Annotated in this window: 16 protein-coding genes; 9 read left to right on the top strand and 7 right to left on the bottom strand. The window is 68.3% G+C overall.

The annotated features are described in order from the left end of the window. Positions 1–11: 11 nt before the first annotated feature. The 3 genes from AU188_RS23420 to AU188_RS23410 all read left to right on the top strand — a co-directional run bounded on the left by AU188_RS23420 (position 12) and on the right by AU188_RS23410 (position 2041). A complete protein-coding gene (locus AU188_RS23420) occupies positions 12–659 on the top strand; it encodes a hypothetical protein (RefSeq protein ID WP_059165859.1) in 648 nt (215 codons plus the stop codon). A gap of 7 nt (positions 660–666) precedes the next feature. Continuing rightward, complete coding sequence (locus tag AU188_RS23415) at positions 667–1392, top strand: DUF72 domain-containing protein (protein ID WP_059165858.1); 726 nt, start codon at positions 667–669, stop codon at positions 1390–1392. Positions 1393–1453: 61 nt separating this feature from the next. Further along, positions 1454–2041, top strand: coding sequence for a hypothetical protein (locus AU188_RS23410; RefSeq protein ID WP_059165857.1), 588 nt, complete (start codon positions 1454–1456; stop codon positions 2039–2041). Between the two features lie 5 nt (positions 2042–2046). On the opposite strand, the gene AU188_RS23405 is transcribed toward AU188_RS23410, so the two are convergent. Genes AU188_RS23405 through AU188_RS23395 form a run of 3 tightly spaced genes read right to left on the bottom strand, consistent with a single transcriptional unit; the run spans position 2047 to position 6691 of the window. Next, positions 2047–3516 carry an acetyl-CoA acetyltransferase gene (locus tag AU188_RS23405; protein ID WP_059165856.1) on the bottom strand — a complete coding sequence of 490 codons (1470 nt, stop codon included), beginning with the start codon at positions 3514–3516 and terminating at the stop codon, positions 2047–2049. Continuing rightward, positions 3516–5822: a CoA transferase gene (locus tag AU188_RS23400; protein WP_059165855.1), complete on the bottom strand. Its 2307-nt coding sequence runs from the start codon at positions 5820–5822 to the stop codon at positions 3516–3518. Before AU188_RS23400 ends, AU188_RS23405 begins: the two co-directional genes overlap by 1 nt. Then, the gene (locus AU188_RS23395) at positions 5819–6691 is read right to left on the bottom strand and encodes a TIGR03619 family F420-dependent LLM class oxidoreductase (protein WP_059165854.1); all 873 of its coding nucleotides are present in this window, start codon (positions 6689–6691) and stop codon (positions 5819–5821) included. Before AU188_RS23395 ends, AU188_RS23400 begins: the two co-directional genes overlap by 4 nt. A 116-nt stretch (positions 6692–6807) precedes the next feature. Between AU188_RS23395 and AU188_RS23390 the strand changes: the two genes are divergently transcribed. Next, positions 6808–9225 (top strand): phosphoketolase family protein, encoded by a 2418-nt coding sequence (locus tag AU188_RS23390; RefSeq protein WP_059165853.1) that lies wholly within the window; start codon positions 6808–6810, stop codon positions 9223–9225. Between the two features lie 11 nt (positions 9226–9236). After that, positions 9237–9998, top strand: coding sequence for a CPBP family intramembrane glutamic endopeptidase (locus AU188_RS23385; protein WP_059098524.1), 762 nt, complete (start codon positions 9237–9239; stop codon positions 9996–9998). Positions 9999–10024: 26 nt separating this feature from the next. On the opposite strand, the gene AU188_RS23380 is transcribed toward AU188_RS23385, so the two are convergent. After that, a complete protein-coding gene (locus AU188_RS23380; RefSeq protein WP_082686762.1) occupies positions 10025–11041 on the bottom strand; it encodes a zinc-binding alcohol dehydrogenase family protein in 1017 nt (338 codons plus the stop codon). A gap of 207 nt (positions 11042–11248) precedes the next feature. On the opposite strand from AU188_RS23380, the gene AU188_RS23375 reads away from it, so the two are divergent. Further along, positions 11249–11494 carry a CDGP domain-containing protein gene (locus tag AU188_RS23375; protein WP_059165852.1) on the top strand — a complete coding sequence of 82 codons (246 nt, stop codon included), beginning with the start codon at positions 11249–11251 and terminating at the stop codon, positions 11492–11494. 69 nt (positions 11495–11563) lie between these two features. On the opposite strand, the gene AU188_RS23370 is transcribed toward AU188_RS23375, so the two are convergent. The 3 genes from AU188_RS23370 to AU188_RS23360 form a co-directional block, all read right to left on the bottom strand. Continuing rightward, positions 11564–12664, bottom strand: a complete 1101-nt coding sequence (locus tag AU188_RS23370) for an alanine and proline-rich secreted protein Apa (RefSeq protein WP_059165851.1) — start codon at positions 12662–12664, stop codon at positions 11564–11566. A gap of 221 nt (positions 12665–12885) precedes the next feature. Continuing rightward, positions 12886–13938 (bottom strand): sulfate/molybdate ABC transporter ATP-binding protein, encoded by a 1053-nt coding sequence (locus AU188_RS23365; protein ID WP_059165850.1) that lies wholly within the window; start codon positions 13936–13938, stop codon positions 12886–12888. 6 nt (positions 13939–13944) lie between these two features. Further along, on the bottom strand, positions 13945–14739 hold the full coding sequence (locus tag AU188_RS23360; RefSeq protein WP_059165849.1) for an ABC transporter permease: 795 nt from the start codon (positions 14737–14739) through the stop codon (positions 13945–13947). A gap of 137 nt (positions 14740–14876) precedes the next feature. Here AU188_RS23360 and AU188_RS23355 point away from each other — a divergent pair, with 137 nt between their 5' ends. The 3 genes from AU188_RS23355 to AU188_RS23345 all read left to right on the top strand — a co-directional run bounded on the left by AU188_RS23355 (position 14877) and on the right by AU188_RS23345 (position 18015). Further along, positions 14877–15548 (top strand): SDR family oxidoreductase, encoded by a 672-nt coding sequence (locus AU188_RS23355; RefSeq protein WP_059165848.1) that lies wholly within the window; start codon positions 14877–14879, stop codon positions 15546–15548. Positions 15549–15600: 52 nt separating this feature from the next. After that, entirely contained in the window at positions 15601–16533 is a 933-nt protein-coding gene (locus tag AU188_RS23350; protein WP_059165847.1) for an LLM class F420-dependent oxidoreductase, read from the top strand. Between the two features lie 108 nt (positions 16534–16641). Next, entirely contained in the window at positions 16642–18015 is a 1374-nt protein-coding gene (locus tag AU188_RS23345) for an NAD(P)/FAD-dependent oxidoreductase (RefSeq protein WP_059165846.1), read from the top strand. The last annotated feature ends 226 nt before the right edge of the window (positions 18016–18241 follow it).

Here is an 18241-nt window from a genome sequence, read left to right as displayed (position 1 = left end):
CGTCAGCCGAGATGGAGGCCGCGGCACGCAAGAAGGTGGTAGCGAACCTGCTGAAGCATGCGGGCACCACTTATGCGCACGAGGCTGGTATCCGGTTGGCGGACAGACCCATGCCCCTCTTTCAGCTGCTGACCCTGTGCATGCTGGCCAGCAAGCCGATCGACGCCTCGATCGCCGTGGCGGCCGCGCGTGAACTGTTCAGTGCGGGCATCCGCACACCCAAGGCCGCCCTCGAAGCAGATCGCGCCGCGATGATCCGTGCGTTCGGCCGCGCCCACTACGTCCGGTACGACGAAAGCTCGGCAACCCGGTTGACCGACATCGCCTCCGTTGTCATCGACGAGTACGCCGGGGATCTGCGCAAGCTCGCCGAGGCCAGCGGCCACAAACTGCCGGCATTGACGCGTTCGCTCAAGCAGTTCAAGGGAATCGGCGACACCGGCGCGGACATCTTCCTGCGCGAGGTGCAGGACGTCTGGACCTGGGTACGGCCGTACTTCGACAAGCGGGCCGTGTCGGCGGCCAAGACGCTCGGATTGCCAACCGGGACCGAGGAACTGGCGACGCTGGCCCCGCGCAGGAACGCAAAGCTCGCCGCGGCGCTGGTCCGGGTATCGCTCGACGACGAGCTACGCGACACCGTGTCTGCGCGGGAATGAGGCGCAGATGATCCGGATCGGCACCTCGGGCTGGTCGTATGACCATTGGACCGACGTGCTGTACCCCGCCGGTATGCCGGTGGCCAAGCGGCTGGCCCGCTACGTCGAGGAGTTCGACACCGTCGAGCTGAACGCCAGCTTCTACCGGTGGCCGAAGGACATCGCGTTCGCCGGGTGGCGCCGGCGACTGCCCGAGGGCTTCACGATGTCGGTCAAGGCCCAACGCGGGCTGACGCACTACCGGCGGCTGCGCGAGCCGGAGCCATGGGTCGAGCGGTTCGATCGGTGTTGGACTCTGCTGGGCGACCGCGGCGAGGCGCTGCTGGTGCAACTGCATCCGGAGTTGGAGCGCGACGACGCCCGCCTGGAGTACTTCTTGAAACTGATGCCCGACCGGATCCCGGTGGCGATGGAGCTGCGGCATCCGTCGTGGGACGACCCGGCGGTGTACGAGACGTTGACCCGCCACGGAGCCGCCTACGTGATCATGAGCGGCGCGCGGCTGCGCTGCGTTCCGCGGGCAACCGGCCAGCTGGTGTACATCAGGATGCACGGCCCCGACCAGGATTCGATGTATGCGGGCTCCTATCCCGACGACGAGCTGCGCCGCTGGGCGGACCGGATCATTGCCTGGGACCGCGAAGGCAGACGCGTCCTGGTGTATTTCAACAACGATCTGGGCGGTCACGCGGTGCGCAATGCGCGGACACTCAGCGCCATGGTGACCGGCTGACGCGCCGAGGGCACCCCGCGTCGAGCCCCGCAATCCGGTTCCGGCACGCTTGGGAGCCGAAATGCGAGTCCTATGTCTGATCTCGGCCGTCGCCATCCTCGCGGCGGGCTGCTCGGGTGAGCGGATCGTGACCACCGACGAGCCGCCCGCGGCGTCCCCGCCGACGTCGACCACCAGCGCACCTGCCCCAATTCCGAACACCAGGCACCTCGTCGACGCCTTCGACTACGTCGCCCACCCGGCAGGCACGGCGGTTTATCACTTCACCACCCCGAGCGGACGGTGGGCCTGTGCCATCGTGCCGCGCGCCAAGGCCGGCTGCCAGTCGGCGACATCCTGGCAGTCGAGCATGAACATCACCGGCGAACCGGACACGGTGCCCAACGCCGACGGCGACCAGACCGCGCCCAACGCCGTGGTCATCGAGCGCGACGGCCAACCCCGGTTCGTCGCACTGGAACAGCCGGAATTCGTTCTCGAGAACGCAAAGGTGCTCGGATTCAACCGAATCCTGGCGGCCGCCGGGTTTCGCTGCAACGTGCAGGAAGCCGGCGTCTCATGCATGAGCGAGGCGACCGGGCGGGGCTTCACCTTCGCCCCCGAGGGATTCAAGCCGCAATACACCGAGGTGCCCGCCAACGCGCCATAGCCGACTCAGAGCATCGTGGCGGTACCGTCCGCGTTCACCTGAACCTTGGCGCCGGCGATGTCATCGCCGACCGTGGCAGCCGCCTCCGCCGGATCGGTGATGACGGCCAGCGTGCGCGAGTCCTCGGGCGTGCGCACCGCGAGAAACGCCTTCTCCGGCGAGCCCTCCCGGCTGAACGGCGTCGTCCAGGTTTCCACCGTGCCGACCCCGGACCATTCCACCAGGGCGGTGCGAGTCGGCTCGCGATCGACCTCCGTTTGCACGTCCTCCCAACGGAACTCGTGTGCAGGCGGTTCGGCGCTGTAGACCCCGAAGCTGTGCTTGGTCAGGTAACCGCCGTTCGCGGTGATCAGGCCGAGTTGGCCGGGCTGGGCGGTCAGCCGCTCGGCCATGGTGGCGATCGAGTGGGTGACGTAGTTGTTCCACGGCCCGCCGGCGAAGGTGAGCCCACCGGTGACCGTGAGCGGTCTGGCGGCATCCCCGATCGGCAGCCCGAGTTCGTTGGCGGCCACCTGCACTGCCGACGGGAAGCACGAGTAGAGGTCGACGAGCTCGATGTCGTCGATGCCCAGCCCTGCCAGTTGCAAGGCGCGTCGACCCGCGATGCGGATGGCCGGCGAGGTGTAGAACTCTGCGCGCTCACCGATCGCGTAGGTGTCGTGCGCGTCGGTGCCCGAATACGGGAAGATCCAGCGGTCCCTGGGGATCTGCAGACGAGCCGCCTTCTCGGCCGAGGTGAGGACGAGCGCCGCCGCCTGGTCGACCATGTTGTTGGAGTTCATCAGCTTCGGGTACGGCCAACTGATCATCCGGTTGTCCGGACCGGCGCGCCAAATCTGCTCCGCCGGCACCGGGTCTCGGCTCCAGGCGTGCGGATTGTTCGCGGCCACCGCACTGAAATGCGCCCACAGTTCGCCGATGCGGCGCCGGTGCTCCTCGCTGGACTCGCCCGCTGCGATTCGCAAAGCCTGCTCGAACATCGGGTAGACATAGGCCGGCCGGTCCAGGTGTATCCGGATCTCGGCGGGTCCGGCCATCGGCACCCCCTCGTCGGCGCCTTCGGCCAGTGGAACCGACTCGTCCTGGTGGGTCCATTGGGGCTTGATGCCCTTGGCCCGCAACCTGGTTCGGGTGCGCCAGGTCTCCGCGCCGGCGATCAGGACGACGTCGACGCGGCCACTCTGGATGTCTCGGCACGCCTCGTTGACCAGTGACTGCGGTGTGTTACCGCCGACCCCGGTGTAGCGTGTGGTCGCACTGTCGGCATTGATCCGTTGCGCCAGAAGCAGTCCCGGATCACGATACCGCCAGGACAGCAGGCTGACCACGCGCACCGAGTCGACGGCCTCGAGCACCCGAGGATCGGCGGCGGCGCGCGCGGCCGCGACCATCAGGTCGATCGGCTCCACGTCGGGGTTCTCGTCGCGCTGGTTGAGCTGTCCGTAACCGGCCAACACCGGTGTCCTTGGGTCCATCACGGCCTTCCTCCGTAGGCGAAGAGCACGCCGTCGGCGATGAGCCGATCGGTCTCCTCGGCGGACATGCCGAGGATCTGCCGGCAGATCTGGCGGGTGTGCTCCCCCGGCATCGGCGCCGGCCGCATCTCCGCGTGAGGAATGTTGGTGTACGGCGCGGGCCCGGTCTCACTGAGCATGGACTCCTCGAACAGCGGGTGCCCCATGGCGGCGAACACGTTTCGGAAACTTACCTGCGGGTCGGCAGGTATATCGACGGCGCGGTTCATCGGCGCTGCGGGGATCCCCGCCTCCTGCAGCGCGTGCGCCACCGCCGTCTTGTCCCGAGTGCGGGTCCACTCGGCGATGTCGGTGCCGCCGGTGAGAGCGGTCAACGCTTCGCGGTCGGCATCGGTCCGAAGCGAGATCACGCACCACTCGTCGTCGCCTGCGCATGGGTACACGCCGTGTACGGCAGCGTCGTCGACCAACGGCAGGTGTGCCGCGCGTGCCGCCTCGGTGACATAACGCGTCGCCAACTGGTTCACCGCGGCCTCGGCTTGCGAGATATGTACATGCGCGGGTTCACCGGTGCGGTCGCGCCGGATCAGCGCTGCCAGCGCCGCGATCGCGGTGATTCGCGCCGCTACATGGTCCGGGAAGATCGTCGTCGCGTCGTAGAACCCGCCGTCGGCCGACGTCCACACCGAGGTGATTCCCGTCGTTGCGCGCACCAGCGGCCCGTAACCCATTCGCGCGCTCCACGGGCCCGTCGAGCCGAAGGCGCTGCTCTCCGCGAGCACGATGCGGGGATTCAACTCCCGCAGGCGCTCATAGGAAAACCCGAGCGCGGCAAGGGTTCCCGGCTTGAAGTTGGCGAACACCGCGTCGGCATCGGCAACCAAGCGGGCGAATAGTTCGGCGCCCGCGCGGGTGCGCAGGTCGAGGCCCAGGCTCTGCTCGTTGCGGTGGGTCAGCACCCACGACCTGCTCATCACCTGGCCCGGCGGCGTCTGTCGCAAACCGTCTGGGTAGGCGGCGCTCTCGATCTTGATCACTTCGGCGCCGAGGTCGGCGAACAACCGGCCCAGTTCGCCGCCGGCGACGATGACGCCGAGGTCGAGGATCCGCAGCCCGTCGAACGGGCGCTGCACCACGGCAGCCCCTTCCGGCCGAGCGGCCGATGGCTCACCGACCCAACGGGGTTCGTCGGCCCCGCGAGACCGGACCAGCCACCTCACCTCGGTATGACGGCCGTCCACGACGAACGGCCCCGCGGGCGCGACGATCTGCGCCCCCGGCGCGAATTCCGCCGCGGTCAACGCGCCCACGACGCGAAGATGTTCGGAGGCCAACGCCTCCGCGGGTGTAAGTACCGCGGCGATCGGCACCCCCCGCACCTGTCCCTCCGCCACCAGGGCATCCATCGTCTGCGGGGCGAAGAAGTCGGCGATCAGCGCGTTGAGTTCCCGCGAGGCCGCGTACCGCGCGGCGATCGTGTCGAATTTCGGATCGGCGAACTGCTCGGGTTCGCCCACCCAGGCGCGCATTCCGCGCCACTGGCGCGCGGAGAGCAGACAGACGCGCACGTGCCCGTCCTTGCAGGCGAAGATCGGGTAGATGTTCTGGTTACGCGGCCTGCCGCGCCAGATCTCGGTGGTCTTCTTGAGGCCGACTGCGGCTTGACCCTCCGACCCGAACGGCGGGTCGAGTGCCTGAAGCACGCCCTCGAACCGCGAGAAGTCGATGTAATCGCCTGTGCCGTCGCGTAACCGGCGGTAGTAGGCGGCCAGTGCCGCCCACGCCGCCTGCACTGCGGCCGTGCCCGATGCCAGCCCGATGGGCGGCAGCACCGGAGTTCCCGAGGTCGGTCCGGTGCGTGACAGCGCGGTCGACAGCGCATAGAGCACCGGGTCGGTGGCCCGCCATGTCGCGTACGGACCGGAGGTGCCGAAGTCGGTGATCGACAGCGCCACGAGATGGTCGAACCGGCGCGCCAGCTCGGCGCACGACGTTCCGAATCGCGCGGCACCGCCCGAGTTTCCGCTGTCGACGACGATGTCGGCGGTGCTCGCCAAATCGAGCAGACGCCGGTGGTCGCCGGGCTCGGCGGGATCGAGTACCGCACAGCGCTTGTTCGCGTTCTCCACTGCGAACCGCACGCTCGTCCCGGCGACGGTCGGCAGCGCGTGGCGGGCAGCGCTCCCTTCCGGAGGTTCGATCTTCAGCACGTCGGCGCCGAGGTCGGCGAACAGCCGGCACACCGCGTCGGATTGCCCACCGCCGAGATCGAGCACCCGCACGGACGCCAGCAGTGGCTCGCTCATGCGGCCAGCAGTCGTTCGGCCCAGCGCAGGTGCTCGTCGGCGTCGGCCGCCACGTACAGCAGGTCGACGAACATGTCTTGGTAGCCGGCGGCGGCGAGCATCTGCACCGCTTCGACGGCCCGCTCGATCGGCGTGCCTTCGGCGACGTTGACACGAAGGTAGGTGTGAATGGCCGACGGATCGCGGCCCGCCGCGCGGGCGGCGTCGTCGATGATGCGCCGATGCCGGTCGAGCCTCTGCACAGACACCCCGCCGGGCACGTTCACGACGGGCAGCCATCCGTCGCCGCGCGCGCCGATCCGCGTCAGCCCGGCCGCAGTGAACGAGGCGAGGTAGATCGGCGGCGGCTGTTGCACCGGCTTGAGGTCGACCCAGGACGGCGGGATCGACCAGCGCTCGCCGTCGTGAGCAACGGGATTCGTCGTCCACAGGGCTTGCAGCACGTCGAGCAGCTCGTCCAACTGCGCCCCGCGGCGGCGAAACGGCGCGCCCGCTGCCTGGAACTCCTCGGGTGACCAGCCGATGCCGAAGCCGGGCAGCAGCCGCCCACCACTGACCACGTCGAGGGCGGTCAGCTGGCGGCCCAGCTGCACCGGCGGATACCACGGCGCGACGAAAACGCTGCTGCCCAACCGGACCCGACTGGTGACGGCGGCCGCCACCGCCAGTGCGACGAACGGATCCAATCCGCTGCGGAACTGTTCGGGAATGGTGTCGGCACCCGCGTAGCCGACACTGGGCTGCACAGCCGTGATGAGGCGGTCCCCGACCCACAGGCTGTCGGCGCCGAGGTCTTCGACCGCCTTCGCGAAACGGACGAGATCTGCGCCTACGTGTCCGCCGTACTGCGGCAATGCGAATCCCAACACGCTGGACAGGCTAGTGCGTAGGTTCTGGTGCAGTGGGTATCAGGGCTGGGTACCAGAACCCACACGCGCTGTTCGCCAACCCACGGCGTTCACCCGGCACGACGATGATGAGTTAGATGACCGCCCAGGCACTGTCCCCCACCCTGTCCGATGATGAACTCACGCTGATCGACGCGTACTGGCGCGCGGCAAACTACCTGTCCGTCGGACAGATCTACCTGCTGGATAATCCGCTGCTGCGGGAGCCGCTCGCGCCGCACCACGTCAAGCCCCGCCTGCTCGGACACTGGGGTACCACGCCCGGGCTCAACCTCGTCTACGCGCACTTGAACCGAATCATCCGCAACCGCGACGTGAACGTCATCTACATCACCGGCCCGGGCCACGGCGGTCCCGGCCTGGTCGCGAACGCGTACCTGGAAGGCACGTACAGCGAGGTGTACTCGGGCATCTCCGAGGACGCCGAAGGCCTGCGAAAGTTGTTCCGGCAGTTCTCTTTTCCCGGCGGCATCCCGAGTCACGTCGCATCGGAGACGCCCGGGTCGATCCACGAGGGCGGCGAACTCGGCTATGCGTTGGTGCACGCCTACGGCGCGGCGTTCGACAACCCCGATCTGGTGGTGGCGTGTGTGATCGGCGACGGTGAGGCTGAAACCGGCCCGCTGGCCGCGAGCTGGCATTCGAACAAGTTCCTCAACCCCGTCACCGACGGTGCGGTGCTGCCCATCCTGCACCTCAACGGGTACAAGATCGCCAACCCGACGGTGCTCGCGCGGATCCCGCAGGAGGAGTTGGAGTCGCTGCTGTTCGGCTACGGCTACCGGCCCATCACGGTGGCCGGTGACGATCCGGCCAATGTGCACCAGCAGTTGGCCACCGCGCTCGACGAGGCGTTCGACCAGATCGCTGCGATCCAGCGCGCCGCCCGTCTGGATGATGAGACCGGCCGCCCGCTGTGGCCGATGATCGTCTTACGCACTCCCAAGGGCTGGACCGGTCCCGAAGAGGTCGACGGCAAGAAGGTCGAAGGCACCTGGCGGTCCCATCAGGTGCCACTGTCGGGTACCCACACCAACCCCGAACACCGTGCGCAGCTCGAGGATTGGCTTCGCAGCTACCGACCCGAGGACCTGTTCGACGACGACGGCGCGCTGCGGCCCGAACTGCGCGCGATCGCGCCGAGAGGGCAGCGGCGGATGAGCGCCAACCCGCACGCCAACGGCGGGCTGCTGCTCAGGGATCTCGACCTGCCCGCGTTCGCCGATTACGCGGTGGCGGTCGACAAGCCGGCCTCCGAGTCGACTGAGGCCACGCGGGTGCTCGGCACCTTCCTGCGTGACGTCATCGCGCGCAACCCCGACCGGTTCCGGCTGATGGGCCCCGATGAGACCGCGTCGAACCGGCTCTCGGCGACCCTCGAGGTGACCGACAAGGCATGGCTTGCCGAAATCGGGCCCGACGACGAGAACCTGGGGCCGGAGGGCCGGGTGATGGAGGTGTTGTCCGAACACCTCTGCCAGGGTTGGCTCGAGGGTTACCTGTTGACGGGCAGGCACGGGCTGTTCAACTGCTACGAGGCGTTCGTCCACATCATCGACTCGATGCTCAATCAGCACGCCAAGTGGCTCTCCAGTAGCCGGGAGCTGCCGTGGCGGCGCCCGATCGCGTCACTGAATTACCTTCTGACATCGCATGTCTGGCGTCAGGACCACAACGGCGCGTCGCATCAGGACCCCGGGTTCATCGACCATGTCGCCAACAAGCGGCCGGAGGTCGTGCGGGTCTACCTGCCGCCGGATGCCAACACGCTGTTGTCAGTGGCCGACCACTGCCTGCGCAGTCGGCACTACGTCAACGTGATCGTCGCCGGTAAACAACCGGCGCTGACCTATCTGGACATGGACTCCGCGATCGCGCACTGCACCCGGGGTCTCGGGATCTGGGACTGGGCCAGCAGCGGCACCGGGCATCCGGATGTGGTGCTCGCGTGCGCCGGTGACATCCCGACGCTGGAAACCCTGGCCGCCGCCGACATCCTGCGCCGGCGGTTGCCCGAGGTGAAGACGCGGGTGGTCAACGTCGTCGACATCATGCGGTTGCAACCCGACACCGAACATCCACACGGACTGTCCGCGCGGGAGTTCGATTCGATCTTCACCACGGACAAGCCGGTGATCTTCGCCTACCACGGCTACCCGTGGCTGATTCACCGGCTGACCTACCGCCACGCCAACCACGCCCAGCTGCATGTGCGCGGATTCAAGGAGCGCGGTACCACCACGACCCCGTTCGACATGGTGATGCTCAACGACCTCGACCGCTTCCACCTCGTCATGGACGTCATCGACCGCGTCGACGGATTGGGCAGCAGCGCGGCCGGGCTGCGCCAGGAAATGGCCGACGCCCGCCTTGCGGCCCGGCGCTACACCCGTGAGCACGGAGAAGACGATCCGGCGATCTCGGAGTGGACCTGGGATCCCGACTACCGGGCCACCTCCCTTTCGCAGGATTCGCTCAGCGAACAAGACCGCTAGACTGGATCTTTGTGTCCGACCAAGCCGTGCTAGCCGAGCGTCCGCATCCGCTGGTCGAACAGCTCTCCGCGCTGCATCACTTCCGCACCTACGTCGACATCGCGGTGGTCGTGGTGGTGCTGGCGTTGACCAACCTCATCGCGCATTTCACCACTCCGTGGGCCAGCGTGGCGACGGTTCCCGCGGCGGCGGTCGGTTTGCTGCTCCTCGTCCGGTCCCGCGGGCTGGGCTGGGCCGAACTCGGGCTGAGCCGGGACCACTGGAGGTCCGGGGCCGGTTACGCGCTGGCGGCCGTCGGGGTGGTGCTGTCGGTGATCGCGATCGGCGCGCTGCTGCCGTGGACGCGGCCGATGTTCATGAACAACAACTACGCCACGATCTCCGGCGCGTTGATCGCGTCGATGGTGATCATTCCCCTGCAGACCGTGATCCCCGAGGAGCTGGCGTTTCGGGGCGTGCTGCACGGCGCGCTGAACCGTGCCTGGGGTTTCCGCGGCGTCGCGGCGGCGGGCTCCTTGCTGTTCGGCCTCTGGCACATCGCCACCTCGCTGGGTTTGACCAGCAGTAACGTCGGGTTTACGCGCATCTTCGGTGGCGGGGTGATGGGCACCGTCGCGGGCGTGACGTTGGCGGTGGCCGCCACCGCGGTCGCCGGGTTCGTGTTCACCTGGTTGCGGCGTCGCAGCGGCAGTCTGATCGCCCCCATCGCGCTGCACTGGTCGCTCAACGGGCTCGGCGCCCTGGCCGCCGCGCTGGTGTGGCACCTGAGCTGAGGTCAGTGCGCCGCGCTGGCCGAACTCTAGACGGTCAGCACCGCCGCTCCGGAAACACGGCCGGCGGCGAGATCGCCGAGCGCCTCATCCGCCCGATCGAGCGGGTACCGCGGACTTGTCACTTCGATGCGGTGCTCACCGGCGAAGGCCAGAAAGGCGCGGGCGTCGGCTCGCGTGTTCGCGGTGACTGATCGCAGTTGGCGCTCCTGGAAGAGGTGGCGCTGATAGTTCAGCGCGGGAACGTCGGAGAGGTGGATGCCGGCGATGGCCAGCGTGCCTCCACGATCGAGCGCTTCGAGCGCGGATGGGACGAGATCGCCGACGGGTGCGAACAGGATCGCGGCGTCGAGGGCGGCAGGCGGGGGGTCGGCCGCCCCCTGCGCCGAGGCCGCCCCCAGCGACAGCGCCAGCGCGCGGGCGGCCTCGCCGCGGGTCATGACGTGGACTTCGGCGCCCTGCGCGATCGCCACTTGGGCGGTCAGGTGCGCGCTGCCGCCGAATCCGTAGATCCCCAACCGTCCGCCGGGCGGCAGCTCGGCGCGCATGAGCGCGCGATAGCCGATGATGCCGGCGCACAGCAGCGGCGCCAGTTCGGCGTCGGAGTAGCCGGCCGGCAGCGGATGAGCGTATGCGGATGGCACCGTGGCGAATTCGGCGTATCCCCCGTCGGCGTCCCAGCCCGTGTAGCGGGAATCGGGGCACAGATTCTCGGCCCCTCTGATGCAGTACCGGCATCGTCCGCAGGTGTGCCGAAGCCATGCGATGCCGACGCGGTCGCCGACGGCGAACTCGGCTCCGGCGCCCTGCCCCAGCTCGACCACTTCACCGACGACCTCATGGCCCGGTATGACTTCCGGACGATGCACGGGCAGGTCGCCTTCGGCGACGTGAAGATCGGTGCGGCACACGCCACATGCCCGCACTGCCACCAGAAGCTCGTCGGGCATCGGTCGCGGAATCTCGACCCGGGCCCGCTCGAGCGGTCGAGTGCTCACCGGCCCAGGACGTCGGATCCGCCACGCCGTCATGCTCGAGGTCGCCATACCTCATCGTCGCCCGGCCGATCACGAACGCACCACCCCGGGATCGAGGGTCTTCACTGTGAGCGAACGACGCTAACGACCGCCGTGGTGCGCCGGACAAATGTGGTGGACGCCGTTGTATCGAAGCGGTAGGGAAATCCCCGATTCCTCGCTCATAACAACGGCATAACCTGGAGATAACGGTGGACCGCGAAGGGAGAGGGTGAGATGAGAACACTTGTTGCATTGGCGGTCGGCGCGCTGGCGGCCGGCGGCATCGCATTCGCCGCCCCGGCCAACGCCGGATGCCAGGGCGGCTGGACACCGTGGGGTGGCGGGACGATCTGCGACGGCCCCGTCAACGCCGACGGCAACTTCGAACGGTGTCAAACCGCAGGGGCGATGGGCTTCGGCGGCACGAACTGCGTCATCGTGAACGTCGCCAACGCCAACCCGCCGCGGGTTGGGCCCTGACGGCCGCACCCGCACTGCAGAATTCGGCTTCCGCCACGGCTTCATGTCGTGGCGGAAGCCTTGCTTTCGTCAGGGCGGAGGCACCATCCCCGGCGCGTTCTCCGGTGCGACCGGAACGGCCACCCCGACGCCGGGCCGCGGCGCAGGCGCGTTCGGATCGGGCGGGGGCGCATTGGGATCCGGTGGAGGCGGCGGGGCGTTCGGATCCGCCGGGGCCGGAGGCGCGGCGTTCGGAGCCGCGGGCGGCGGGGCGTTCGGATCCGCCGGCGCCGGCGGCCCGGTGTACGGCCGAATCGAGTTGGCCAGCGTCACCGCTTCTTCCTTCGGCACAGGGTTGTTCGCCGTGCCGAGCCAGACGACGAACCAACGCTCCGGAGTGCGCTGCCCGCGCGGCGTCCCCGGCTCGACCGGATTGCCGACGACACCGGCCCAGATCTGACCGTTCGGCTTGTTGGTGTCGGTGAACTTCACCTCGTAGTACGAAGCGACGCCCGGCATACCGTCAGCGTTGAGTTCGAAGGTCTCCTGATTGATCCGCGTGCCGGGGAACGGCATGAAGAACTCGCCCATATCGGACGCCAACCGCTGGGCGGCCTTCGCGTTGTCGGTCTCGGCCCCGGCGAAGAGCTTCAGGTCGAGTCGGCCGAGCAGAATGCTGGTGTCGTTGGGCGGCTCGGCACCTTCGGGTGCGATCTTCGTCAGCAGCGCCTGGCCATAGGACAGCTGTGACGCGTCCGACACCTTCCAACCCGCGGGCACGACGTAGCTGAGTCCGCCCGCAGGCGCTTCGACACGGCCGGGGTCGCCGGGCGGCGGGGCCGGTGCATTCGGATCGCCAGGCGCTGGCGCCGGCGCGCCGGGCGCGGGTGGCGGCACGGGCGCGCCGGGCGCAGGCGGCGGGGCCGGCGCGCCGGGCGCAGGTGGTGGCGCGGGCGCGGGCGCACCCGGTGCCGGTGCGGGCGCAGGCGCCCCGGGCGGTGGCGGCGGTGGCGGCGGGCCCTGCAAGAACGTGTTGCCGGGCGCAGGGGGTGGCGGCGGCGTCGGCTCGGGCTGCGCCTGCGCCACCGTTGGCAGCGCCAGCGCAACCGCGGTGGCGCCGGTCAGCGCCGCGACTGCCAGTGTCTTGGAGAGGCCCCTGCGAGGGAACGAAATCGCGTCCGGCTGATCCATGGAGAAGAAACTACCGTGTTACCGCCGTGACGCAAGTGCGTATTGCTCAAAAAGTGCTCAATTGAGAAATTGCTGAGAACTGGAAATGCCATGCAAGGCAACAGTACCCGGAATTGCTGGCACGACAGTGTCCCCGCGCGTGGCGCGGGCTGGTCGAACCGCGTTCACCGCCGGAGGACGACGGTCGTCTGACTCGTTTTTCGCAACGGCCCAGATGTCCGTTACGGGCCGGGGTAGATGGTGACCTCCTGCGCTTTCACGGCGAAGTACACACGCTCGCCGGGCGCCAGGCGCAGTTCGGCAGCGGAGTCCGCGGTGATGTCGGCGGCGAGTCCGGGGCCGCCATCGGGTTGTTCCTCGGCCCGCACCCGGATCGCGGGCCCGCGGGCGTCGACTTCGGCGACGGTCACTTCAACGGTGTTGCGGGGGCTGCCGTGCGGTCGCTCGCGGTACAGCGCGACGGCCGCCGGGTGAAACAGCGCCACCGCCGCAACTCCCGCCGTCACGTCCACGCCCGCGGTTCCGTACCAGGTGCGGCCCCACCGGGTGGTCAGCACCCCGCCGTCGCCGGCCGTACCGCGAACCAGGTTCACTCCCGCCAGCCGCGCGCCGAACCCGCTGCGTGGACTCGCCAAAACCGTTGCCGCAGAACCACTTTCCACGACGCGGCCGGATTCGAGCACCAGGACCCGATCGGCGAGCGTCACCACGTCGAGCAGGTCATGGGTCACCATCACCGCCGACCGGCCGTCGCGCACCAGCACCCGGCGCAGCACTTTGCGCATCGCAGCGGCGGCCGCGACGTCGAGCTTGCTCAACGGCTCGTCGAGGAGCAACACGTCGGGTTCGGCGGCCAGCGCGCGGGCCAGCGCCACCCGCTGGGCCTGGCCGCCCGACAGCTGGCGGGGCCTGCGGCCGGCCAGATCCGTCGCGTCGACCTCGGCAAGCCAGTGCTCGGGTCGCCGACTGCCGGGCGGGAAGGCCACGTTGGCGGTGACATCCAGATGCGGGAACAACAGCGGATCCTGCAGTAGCAGCCCGACGCGGCGGTCATGGGTCGGCACGTCGACCCGCGATGCGGTGTCGGTGAGCACCCGATCCCCCACGCGCACAACACCGTCGTCGGGTCGGACCAGGCCCGCAATGACGTGCAGCACCGTCGACTTGCCCGCCCCATTGGGGCCCAGGACGGCCAGGACCTCACCGGCGGCGACGTCGAACTCGACATCCACGCCCCGATGCTCGACAACGGCCCGCAGGCTGATTCCCGTCATGCCGCACTACCAGGCACTGTCGCCCCGCAACCGCCGGCTGCCGACGCCCAGCACCACCACCGCGGCCACCACGACGAGCAATAGGGACAACGCCACCGCGGCGTCGGCGTCGCTCTCCCGCTGAAGATAGATCTCCAACGGCAGCGTTCTGGTGACGCCCTGACGTGAGCCCGCGAATGTCAGCGTGGCGCCGAATTCGCCCAGCGAGCGCGCGAATGCCAGCACGGACCCTGACACCAGGCCGGGAATCAGCAGCGGCAACGTCACGCGCCACCACACCCGGGACGGCCGGGCGCCCAGCGTGGCCGCCACCATCTCGTAATCGGCGCCCGCCGTGCGGGCGGCCCCTTCCAGCGCAATGACGAGAAACGGCAGCGACACGAACGTCTGGGCCAGCACCACCGCCGTCGTCGTGAACGCGATCTGGACACCCGCGGCCTCCAGGTACTCCCCGATCAGGCCGAGCCGGCCGAACGCGTAGAGCAGCGCGATACCGCCGACCACCGGAGGCAGCACCAGCGGCAGCAGGATCAGCGGCCGCGCCGCGCGGATCAACCGGCTGTCGCTGCGGGCCAGCACCAGGGCCATCGGCACACCGAAGATCAGGCACAGCGCTGTACTGGCGGTCGCCGTGCGCAGGCTCAGCAGCAGCGCGCTGATGGAGGAATCGCTGCTGATCAGGTGCACGAAATTCGGCCAGTCCACCCTCGCCGCCACCGCGACAAGAGGTACGGCGACGAACAGCGCACCGACCGCGGCCGGCAGGTACAGCCAGCGCGGCAGGCCCGCCGAGATGCTCAACCGCTCGCCGCCCTGCGCCTCACTGGAAAAACCCTATGGCACATGCGCCCGCGCGCCGGTTTCGCGCCCTAGCTACTGTCCAGTAACATTGCCCGGGATCGCTGAGTTCAGCGTTGGCACGACAAGGAGGTCCCGTGATGGAGGTGCTCGTCACCGCCGGTGACACGGATTTGGGTCGCACGATCGCCGGAGGCTTCCGCGACGCCGGTCACCGGGTCGTGATCGCCGGTGCCCGCCGCGACGACCTCGAAGTCGCCGCCAAGGAACTCGACGTCGACGCGATCGTCTTCGACAACACCGATCCCGCCAGCCTGGAAGAGGCGCGACCGCAGTTCCCACACCACCTCGACACGATCGTCAATGTGCCCGCGCCTCGCTGGGATGGCGGCGACCCGCGCACCTACTCGCTGTCGCAGCTGGCCAAAGCGTGGCGTGAGGCGCTCGACTCGACCGTGCTGTCAGCGGTACTGACCGTGCAGATCCTGGGCGATCACCTGCGCTCGGGCGGTTCGATCGTCACCGTGGTGCCCGAACACCCGGCCGAAGGCAGCTCCGAGGCGGCCATCAAGGCCGCCATCTCCAACTGGACAGCCGGGCAGGCCACGCACTTCGGCACCCGTGGCATCACGGTCAACGCGGTGGCGTCGGGACGCAGCACCGAACCGGGCTACGAAGGCCTCTCGCGTACTCCGCCGCCGGTGGCCGAGGAGATCGCCCGGCTCGCGCTTTTCCTCTCCACACCTGCGGCGCGCCATATCACCGGCCAGACGTTGCACGTCAGCAAGGGTGCGCTGGCGGACTTCGGCTGAAGTTCTCCGCTGCCGGGGAATCGACCCCGATCAGCTGTGGTTACGTGAAGGCGTGACCATCAAACTTGGACTGCAGATCAACAATTTCTCGTACGGCACCGGCGTCGAAGAGCTCTTCCCCACCGTTGTCGCCCAGGCTGACGAAGCCGACAAGTCGGGCTTCGATTCCGTCTTCGTGATGGACCACTTCTATCAGCTGCCCGGGATCGGCACACCGGACCAACCGATGCTGGAGGCGTATACCGCGCTGGGTGCACTCGCCGCCGCCACCACGAACTTGCAGCTGGGCACGCTTGTGACCGGCAACACCTACCGCAATCCCACGTTGCTGGCCAAGGCCGTCACGACGCTCGACGTGATCAGCCAGGGACGCGCGATCCTCGGAATCGGCACCGGCTGGTTCGAACTGGAGCACGACTCAATGGGTTACGAGTTCGGCACGTTCACGGACCGGTTCAACAGGCTCGACGAGGCGCTGCAGATCATCCTCCCGATGCTCAGGGGCGAGCGGCCGACCGTCGATGGCAAGTACTACCGCACCAACGAGGCCATGGCCGAGCCCCGCTTCCGCGACCGCATTCCGCTGATGATCGGGGGCAGCGGCGAGAAGAAGACCATTCCGCTGGCAGCGCGGCACTTCGATCACCTCAACGTCATCGCAGGCTTCGACGAACTCCCGCGCAAGGTACAGGTCCTGAAGGAGCGCTGCGAGGAGATCGGCCGCGACCCGGCGACCTTGGAAACCAGCATGCTGGTCGGCGTCCTGTTCGGTGACGGCATCACCCCCGACGTGATTCCCGACGACTACAAGCAGCGGGTGGTCGCCGGCGGCAGCGCGGAGGAGGCGGCCGAACAGATCAAGAGCAAGGTGCTCGACGCGGGCATCGGCGGCGTCATCCTCTACGTGCCGACTCAGACCATCGGCTATCAACCGGGCCAGATCACGGCGCTGGGCGAGCTTCTCAAGCCACTCCTCGGCGGCTGATCGGGCCGACGGCGTGGGAAATGCCACAGCAAACGGAATCGTCGATCGCAGGTTCGGGCGACTACCGTTACGGGTAGAACTGCACGTGACACCGTCGAGGAGCCCAACATGAGCCATCCCGGAGCCACTGCATCTGATCGGCACAAAGTCGTCATCATCGGGTCAGGCTTCGGCGGGTTGACCGCTGCCAAGAAGCTGAAACGGGCCGACGTCGACGTCAAGCTGATCGCCAAGACGACCCACCACCTGTTCCAGCCGCTGCTGTACCAGGTGGCGACTGGCATCATCCCGTCCGGCGAGATCGCGCCGCCGACGCGGATGATCCTGCGCAAGCAGAAGAACTGTCAGGTGCTGCTCGGCGACGTCACCCACATCAACCTCGCCGACCAGACGGTCAAGTCTGAGCTGCTGGGCCATACCTACGTCACCCCGTACGACACGCTGATCCTGGCCGCCGGCGCCGGCCAATCCTATTTCGGCAACGACCATTTCGCCGAGTGGGCCCCCGGAATGAAGTCCATCGACGACGCGCTGGAGTTGCGCGCGCGCATCCTCAGCGCGTTCGAGCAGGCCGAACGCTCGAGTGACCCGGCCCGGCGCGAGAAGCTGCTGACGTTCACCGTGGTCGGCGCCGGACCGACCGGCGTCGAAATGGCCGGGCAGATCGCCGAATTGGCCGATCACACGCTCAAAGGCGCGTTCCGCCATATCGATTCGACCACGGCGCGGGTGATCCTGCTCGACGCGGCGCCCGCGGTGCTGCCCCCGATGGGTGAGAAGCTCGGCAAGAAGGCCCAGGCGCGGCTGGAGAAGATGGGTGTCGACATCCAACTCGGCGCCATGGTCACCGACGTGGACCGCAACGGCATCACGGTCAAGGACTCCGACGGCACGATCCGGCGCATCGAATCGGCGACGAAGGTGTGGTCGGCCGGTGTGCAGGCCAGCCCGCTGGGCCGCGACCTCGCCGAGCAGTCCGACGCCGAGGTCGACCGGGCCGGGCGCGTCCTGGTAGAGCCCGACCTGACGATTCCGGGCCACCCCAACGTGTTCGTGGTCGGCGACCTCGCCCACGTCGAGGGCGTGCCCGGGCAGGCGCAAGGCGCGATCCAGGGCGGCAGGTACGCGGCCAACGCGATCAGGGCCGAGTTGAAGGGCGCCGACCCCACTGCGCGCGAGCCGTTCCAGTACTTCGACAAGGGCTCGATGGCCACGGTGTCGCGATTCTCCGCGGTCGCCAAGATCGGTCCGCTCGAGTTCGGCGGTTTCATCGCATGGTTGGCCTGGCTGGTGCTGCACCTGGTGTACCTGGTCGGGTTCCGCCGCAAGATCACCACGCTGCTGTCGTGGACGGTGACGTTCCTGTCGACGCAGCGCGGCAACCTCACGATCACCGAACAGCAGGCCTACGCCCGCACCCGGATCGAAGAACTCGAGGAGATCGCGGCGGGGGTGCGCGACACCGAGAGGGTCGCCGGCTAGCGCCATTGGCGTATCCAGGCGCATCGCGAACGGCGGTGCGCCATACCCGAACCCACGTGTCTGCGCCAGAACAGCCGGTCAACGCCTGGCGAGCCACAGGTTAATTTGTTCGTCACATACAGACATTTCGTAGAAACACAGCCGCTCTAACGTCCCAGTTCGACACCGCGTGGTGTCTCACGTGCCGCTTGACTATCGACGCTCGTCGGCGATGAGCGTCGCTGTT

The organism is Mycobacterium sp. IS-3022 (assembly GCF_001500065.1).
GTDB lineage: Bacteria > Actinomycetota > Actinomycetes > Mycobacteriales > Mycobacteriaceae > Mycobacterium.
Note: the sequence above shows the minus strand (reverse complement) of the source record. Positions and strands in the feature narration are given on the sequence as shown.

What these genes read in the sequence shown, in the direction of transcription:
- AU188_RS23420 (WP_059165859.1), top strand. Translation starts at nt 12, where the DNA reads ATGGAGGCCGCGGCACGCAAGAAGGTGGTAGCGAACCTGCTGAAGCAT.
- AU188_RS23415 (WP_059165858.1), top strand. Translation starts at nt 667, where the DNA reads ATGATCCGGATCGGCACCTCGGGCTGGTCGTATGACCATTGGACCGAC.
- AU188_RS23410 (WP_059165857.1), top strand. Translation starts at nt 1,454, where the DNA reads ATGCGAGTCCTATGTCTGATCTCGGCCGTCGCCATCCTCGCGGCGGGC.
- AU188_RS23405 (WP_059165856.1), bottom strand. Translation starts at nt 3,516, where the DNA reads ATGGACCCAAGGACACCGGTGTTGGCCGGTTACGGACAGCTCAACCAG.
- AU188_RS23400 (WP_059165855.1), bottom strand. Translation starts at nt 5,822, where the DNA reads ATGAGCGAGCCACTGCTGGCGTCCGTGCGGGTGCTCGATCTCGGCGGT.
- AU188_RS23390 (WP_059165853.1), top strand. Translation starts at nt 6,808, where the DNA reads ATGACCGCCCAGGCACTGTCCCCCACCCTGTCCGATGATGAACTCACG.
- AU188_RS23380 (WP_082686762.1), bottom strand. Translation starts at nt 11,041, where the DNA reads ATGGCGACCTCGAGCATGACGGCGTGGCGGATCCGACGTCCTGGGCCG.
- AU188_RS23375 (WP_059165852.1), top strand. Translation starts at nt 11,249, where the DNA reads ATGAGAACACTTGTTGCATTGGCGGTCGGCGCGCTGGCGGCCGGCGGC.
- AU188_RS23370 (WP_059165851.1), bottom strand. Translation starts at nt 12,664, where the DNA reads ATGGATCAGCCGGACGCGATTTCGTTCCCTCGCAGGGGCCTCTCCAAG.
- AU188_RS23365 (WP_059165850.1), bottom strand. Translation starts at nt 13,938, where the DNA reads ATGACGGGAATCAGCCTGCGGGCCGTTGTCGAGCATCGGGGCGTGGAT.
- AU188_RS23355 (WP_059165848.1), top strand. Translation starts at nt 14,877, where the DNA reads ATGGAGGTGCTCGTCACCGCCGGTGACACGGATTTGGGTCGCACGATC.
- AU188_RS23345 (WP_059165846.1), top strand. Translation starts at nt 16,642, where the DNA reads ATGAGCCATCCCGGAGCCACTGCATCTGATCGGCACAAAGTCGTCATC.